This is a genomic window from Zooshikella harenae (assembly GCF_018837975.1).
GTDB lineage: Bacteria > Pseudomonadota > Gammaproteobacteria > Pseudomonadales > Zooshikellaceae > Zooshikella > Zooshikella harenae.
The window spans coordinates 1-5819 of the sequence record NZ_JAGSOY010000132.1; the positions used below are offsets into that span (position 1 = coordinate 1).

The 5819-nt window shown below is 37.4% G+C and carries 5 protein-coding genes and 1 pseudogene; 3 read left to right on the plus strand and 3 right to left on the minus strand.

Going from position 1 to position 5819, the window contains the following annotated elements; translation table 11 throughout:
* Window positions 1-142 precede the first annotated feature (142 nt).
* Complete coding sequence (locus KCG35_RS23385) at window positions 143-679, minus strand: hypothetical protein (RefSeq protein WP_215822278.1); 537 nt, start codon at window positions 677-679, stop codon at window positions 143-145.
* Window positions 669-1004 carry a hypothetical protein gene (locus KCG35_RS23390; RefSeq protein ID WP_215822279.1) on the minus strand — a complete coding sequence of 112 codons (336 nt, stop codon included), beginning with the start codon at window positions 1002-1004 and terminating at the stop codon, window positions 669-671. Before KCG35_RS23390 ends, KCG35_RS23385 begins: the two co-directional genes overlap by 11 nt.
* Before the next feature lie 603 nt (window positions 1005-1607).
* Here KCG35_RS23390 and KCG35_RS27145 point away from each other — a divergent pair.
* Both KCG35_RS27145 and KCG35_RS23405 read left to right on the plus strand, forming a co-directional pair.
* On the plus strand, window positions 1608-1772 hold the full coding sequence (locus tag KCG35_RS27145; RefSeq protein WP_373687371.1) for an IS1/IS1595 family N-terminal zinc-binding domain-containing protein: 165 nt from the start codon (window positions 1608-1610) through the stop codon (window positions 1770-1772).
* Between the two features lie 8 nt (window positions 1773-1780).
* Window positions 1781-1909 (plus strand): annotated as a pseudogene (locus KCG35_RS23405) (IS1 family transposase); the annotation flags it as partial.
* 135 nt (window positions 1910-2044) lie between these two features.
* On the opposite strand, the gene KCG35_RS23410 reads toward KCG35_RS23405, so the two are convergent.
* Window positions 2045-2653 (minus strand): type IV toxin-antitoxin system AbiEi family antitoxin domain-containing protein, encoded by a 609-nt coding sequence (locus KCG35_RS23410; RefSeq protein ID WP_215822281.1) that lies wholly within the window; start codon window positions 2651-2653, stop codon window positions 2045-2047.
* 542 nt (window positions 2654-3195) lie between these two features.
* Here KCG35_RS23410 and KCG35_RS23415 point away from each other — a divergent pair.
* Window positions 3196-5766 (plus strand): autotransporter family protein, encoded by a 2571-nt coding sequence (locus KCG35_RS23415; RefSeq protein WP_215822282.1) that lies wholly within the window; start codon window positions 3196-3198, stop codon window positions 5764-5766.
* The last annotated feature ends 53 nt before the right edge of the window (window positions 5767-5819 follow it).

Sequence of the window (5819 nt, forward strand, 5' to 3'; positions counted from 1 at the left end):
ATACCGTTTCTTTTTATGTTTATTCTCCCTGCATTTTATTTGTTAATAATGAAGGAAATGTACGACAAAATTCAAAACGAAAAAACTTAGCTTTAAAGCCAGCATATGCTGGCTTTTTTCGTACTGTTAAGATTCATTGAATCTATTTGCTTTTTGCTTCAATCACTTCAAATGTTTTGCTTGCATTAAAGCGTGATTTTAGCTCTTTAAGCTGCTCTAGTTTTTCTCTTTTCTCTGCAGATATCTTTGCATATCTAACTTTAAGCTTGTTCATACTCTTGTAAGCTGAAATAGCAATGTCTTGCATAATTTCAACTTTTTCTTTGTCAAAGCCTTCAAGAGGTGCATCACTACTATTTTTTAAGGCATCAGACCAAACCAAGTTGGTAATTATAAATTTAGTATCTGCCTCTTTTAAGCATTCAATTTCATTGATTTGTTCGAAATAAATTAAAGCTGTTAATGCTTCGTTTGATGTTAGATTAATATCTTTAAAAACACTTTTAGGCAAAACAGGTCTATCTTTCTCGCATTCTTTAATTTTTGCGCCAAGCTCGTTCATCGCCACAGCCATGCTTTTAGCTGCTTGATAAAGTTCTTCTTCTTTCAGCTTGTCATTAGCACATGCTGCTAGTGGTAAGCACAGTGCAACTGCTAGTGTCGCTAATTTATTTGACATTGCATCCATCCGCTACAGCGTTCCAAAAACGTTGTTGTTTGGGGTCATACTGGTGGTCTATAGCTTGTAGCCAAGCGTCTTTTTGTAGCGCTCTACGCGTCATCGTTGGTAATGCACCCATAGTTTGACTAAATCCGTGCCAGTCATATTCCTCAACATCATAGAGGGCTTTAGCTGTAGCGTTACGAAAGAAAAGCGCATAAATAGTACCTGCAGTGATAGCTATTGCACCATACTTCATGAGCTGGTGTTTATGTTTCATCCTCTCGATGCCTTCCAAAGAAGCTGCATCCAGCTTTAAACCTGCGATTTGTGGACAATCCAAGATACTACTCCATCAGCTATAAATTCAACTTAGCTAATGTTAGCACTGTTGAGCTAGCAGGGCTGTGAGAAAGACCGCACGAATACAAAGGGTTACGTAGAGCCACTGTGCACGAGGGAAAATGAAAAAGGACCGTTTTTGGAACTCATGAGTCTTAACGATTAGTTTTCCTAAAGTGACATAATGTGTGGCGTCAGGGTGACGTTTATTAATAGTTAGGCTCTATATGTATTCCTAGGGGGGTTATACCAATAACTCCACTAGATCATTAAGCAAACTTTTCCCACGACGTCTTACGTTATATACGAACTCAAATAATGCTAAATAATAAGGCAATTTTTCCTGAGATATTCCACGATGAGGCCTTAGCCATGATCGTAATAAAGACCAGCAGCCTTCTATTGTATTAACGTGTATCTCATGAAAGCCATCACCATCTTCATCTCGAGCGTACTCGCCTTTTCCATGACAAACTGTCGGTTGTGCCTCAAAAGTATGTCCAAAGACTGGATTGTATGATTTTTACTCAACGCAGGTCTTTTCAAAGCATGTAGCACTTGTAGTATAATCATCATATGTTAGTAAGACATGTTAAATGAGATAATGTTTGTGGCAGTGGTAACCGTATTCTGTAATAAGTGTGGTAACAATAAAGTTAAAAAAATAGGCCTTAGTCCACAAGGGAAACAACGCTACCTATGCAAAAATCAAGAATGTAAAAAGTCTTTTATTCTTGACTATACAAACAATGAAACACTCAAAAAATAGAGTGAAAACACCTAACGTTAAGGACTCGTATTAAACGCCTTACCAGAAAAACCATTTGCTTTTCAAAGACCAATCAAATGCATGATATTGTAATTGGACTTTTTATTAATCGCTATGAGTTTGGCCTTCAAATATGAGTAGACACAGTTTTGAGTCACTACCTAAAAGTCTTTCAAGTGCATAACGGGTAAGTACCAGATTGAAGTTTTGTTTAGTCTCTCGGGCGTGATTTAGGAGACGAGCGCGCACAGATGCGGCCATATTTTTTTTACTCATGAAGCCAAACTCTCAAGGTAAGGGCGAATAACGTTGGTAACACGACAAATACTGGCGTAATGCCATAGCTCATCCATCTTTACTCTCTTGCTTCGCCACGACTCATTTAGTGCCTCAAGAGCCACATCTAGACCTATTTTATTGCGGAATTTAAAACAATCAGCCACTGTCTTAGCAATACAAGTTACATGCACTGTTACCCCTTCTACCAAGTGGTCTTCAACCCCTTCAGCTATCGATTTGGTAGAGAATCGCACGATACGAAGCGGTGGATATTCCATGGTAGGAGCGTACGCCTTATTTGGTATAGCTAGCCAAACTTCAAAGGGTGCTTGGGTCGTTAGGCTATGAAATTGGAGTGCGGATAGCAGACACACCAATGCTTGGGGATACTTTCGGGATACCTCGACGAGGCTAGTGTGCTCCGAAACTGGACGGTTGGGGGCAGAATAGAGTCCACGTCCAACTCTGATGAGCAGGCCTCGTTGAACCATTCGAGTGAGGACTACTCTTGGCACACTAATAGCATCTAAATCTCGGCTCCTAATCAGCCCACGAGAGTCCACTAGCTTAAGGACCTGATGATAATGTGTGTTCGTTGTCATACCTTATGATGTTCCATTTTCTCGGTACTTGTCAATATTTACCGAGAAAATGGAACATTAAAATAGAAAGCTCCCCTCTAAGGCCCAATTTGTTAACCTTAAAAAGTTCCGATAACACAGGTTATCGGAACTTTTTTCGAGGGGGTTTGGTATTTGGGGTGGGGAAGGAGCACTAAGGGCACTAGCAACTGTAAACATCAATTGAGGGTTATGACTCCCTTAGACAGGCAACCAATAATGAAAAGTTTCTCACATTGGATACAAAACTAAAACTATCTACTACTATAAAAAATAATTAAATATACCATTTTTTAACTAAATAAAGACTCAAGAATAGCAGATTTAATACTGCATGTTATGCCTTTTTTATTGTATAAATTCAGCATAACATGAAACCAGTTACACGCCATTAGTAAATAGTTATGAGCAATCATTTTATTAAATAATAAGATTGAGAGTCCATTTATTTCTTCTCATCCATCAAAAATATTAACACTACATAGAGCATTACTTAGATGAATAATTAATAATTAGGGGGATAAATGAAGTACAGCATATGCTTTTCAATATTAATCACTATTCCTTATTTGAGCAGTACTGTCGTTTTTGCAGCCTGCTCAAGTACGAGCCCTAGTGCAGGAACTACAGTCACTTGTATAGGGTCTAGCTCAATTCCAATAACTATCAATTCTGCAAATAATGTAACCTTAAATATCGATAGTGGAGCAGACATAACGACGGATACTTTACCAGAAACAGTAAAAATAAATATAAGTAATAATGTAGTTGTTAATAACAATGGCACTCTTAGTAACTCGATTGGTCCTACCAATGTTTTTAGCATTACAAATTCTGACAATGCAATTATTTCAAATAACGGTACGATAAGCATGACCGGAGATATTGCACAAGAAAGTATAGATGCTGTTGGTAGTGATATTCGATTAATAAATAATGGATTAATAAACCACTCCACTGGAACTGATACGGCAATAATTCATATTGATAGTGATGGGGGGAGCCTTGATAATAAAGGGTCAGTTATTGGTGTATATAACAATGGACTTTCTATCGTTAACCCTTATATTGGCGTTGCTTTTAGAGGAGACAATGCTGAAATTAATAATAGTGGAAATATAACGATTATTAATGATGAGGGAGAGGGCGTTAATATAACTGGCGATAATTTTAGATTAATTAATAGTGGAACCATATCGGTTTCTGATTATACAAGTAGTCCAGGGGTTCAAACAAATCGTTATGCTATTTATAGCGATCCTGCATCACCTGGTTTGCGAACTATTGTAAATACATCTACTGGTGTTATTTCTATTGATGAAAACTCAGTTGCTATTTTTGGTGATGAGGAGGCCGAAAATTTAGTGAATGAAGGCCAAATTCAGGGACATATAGTTTTAGGAGATGGAAATGACTCCTTTATAAATAGCGGAATATTCAGAGATGGTAGAGTGGATTTGGGCTTAGGCTCTGATATTATGACTGTATTTAACAATGCCTCCTTTGAAAATACCATCACACTAGATGGAGGGGATGATGCAGTATCGACTGACGGTGATGTTGATATTCTAACATTTGATGGGTGGAGTGGTATTTTCCCTCAAGCAGATAACTGGGAAACGATAAACTTTTCAAATAATGCTTCGGTTAATTTAGGTGCTTCAAGAACCATTACAACAGAGCAGTTTTCTATAAACTCTACAGCAACCGTATCCGCCATTGGAAATAGTCCTGGAGTCTTTGTTGTAGCAGGAAATGTAACCAATAACGGAGTACTAACCTTAGCTGACACAGAAGCCAATGATACCTTTACAGTTGGCGGAAATTATAGTGGCTCTGGAAGAGTTATTTTAGATACCGTATTAGGGAGTGATAATTCATCTTCAGACCTATTAATTATTAATGGTAATGCGACAGGGAATACAACTTTAGTCATTAACAATGTAGGAGGCATAGGCGCTGAAACAACAGGAGATGGTATTTTAGTCATTCAGGTTGATGGGGTAAGCTCTACTAATAGCTTTCAACTACTTAACGATAGTATTAGTGCTGGAGCTTATGAATACAGCTTATTCTTCCAAAATTTAACAGGAACTAACCAAAACTGGTATCTGCGCTCGACAAGATTACGGCGTGAAGCAGGCATTTACAAATCAATTCCTGCAATGATGAGCCGCTATATGTGGGATAATATAGGTCGGTATCATGAAAGGGAAAGTAATCGACCTATCAGTGGTGATACTAATGCACTTTCACCCCAGTTTGGCTGGGTTAGAGTGTATCGAAATGACTATAAATTCAATTTTGATAATGATAATAACTTTGATGCTGATTGGTCAGGGCTTCAAGGAGGGCTAGATTTTTATAGAAGTAACAGGTTTGAAGGAGTTCAGTCTGTAAGAGCAGGCGTTTTCATTGGTAGTGCTATCATTGATGAGAATGTAGATGATATAGATAAACAAAAATTGGGTGAAGTAGATATGACTAGCCACTCGGTTGGGTTATATGCAACTTTACTGGGTGAAGATAGCTGGTATCTTGATGGAATCATACAACTATCTAAATATGATGTAGATACTGAGTCAGTGAACGGTGTTAAAGGAAATACTGATGGTTATGGTTTTGCCTCATCAATTGAATTCGGCTTACCACTCCAGATGCTTGAAGATAAAAGTATTAGTTTTGAGCCTCAACTTCAGCTAGCATATCAACAAATGCATTTTGATAAATTTGATGATAAAAGAAATGGAACCAAGTTTTCAGAAGTTGAAATTAAAAATCAAAATAGAATATTGCTTAGAGCTGGTGGACGGCTAGAAAAAATAGTCAACTATGATGCAGAAAATACTAAATATATAAAACCCTACATCGATTTAAATTATTATAAGGAATGGGGCGATCACTTTGATGTCACACTAGATGATGTAAAAACCTCATTAAACTCCAGTGATGATTGGTTTGGAGCTGGATTAGGATTCATTGGCAAACTTAATGCTAGTAGTGAATTTAATTTCAGTGTAACGTGGGAGGAAGATTTGGATGGAGAGAGCCATAGAGGCATTAAAAGTGAATTTGGATTGCGTTTATTATGGTAATAAATGAGACTGTAAAAGATTTTGTGTAACCGCCTATTCTTAATGTTAACAAT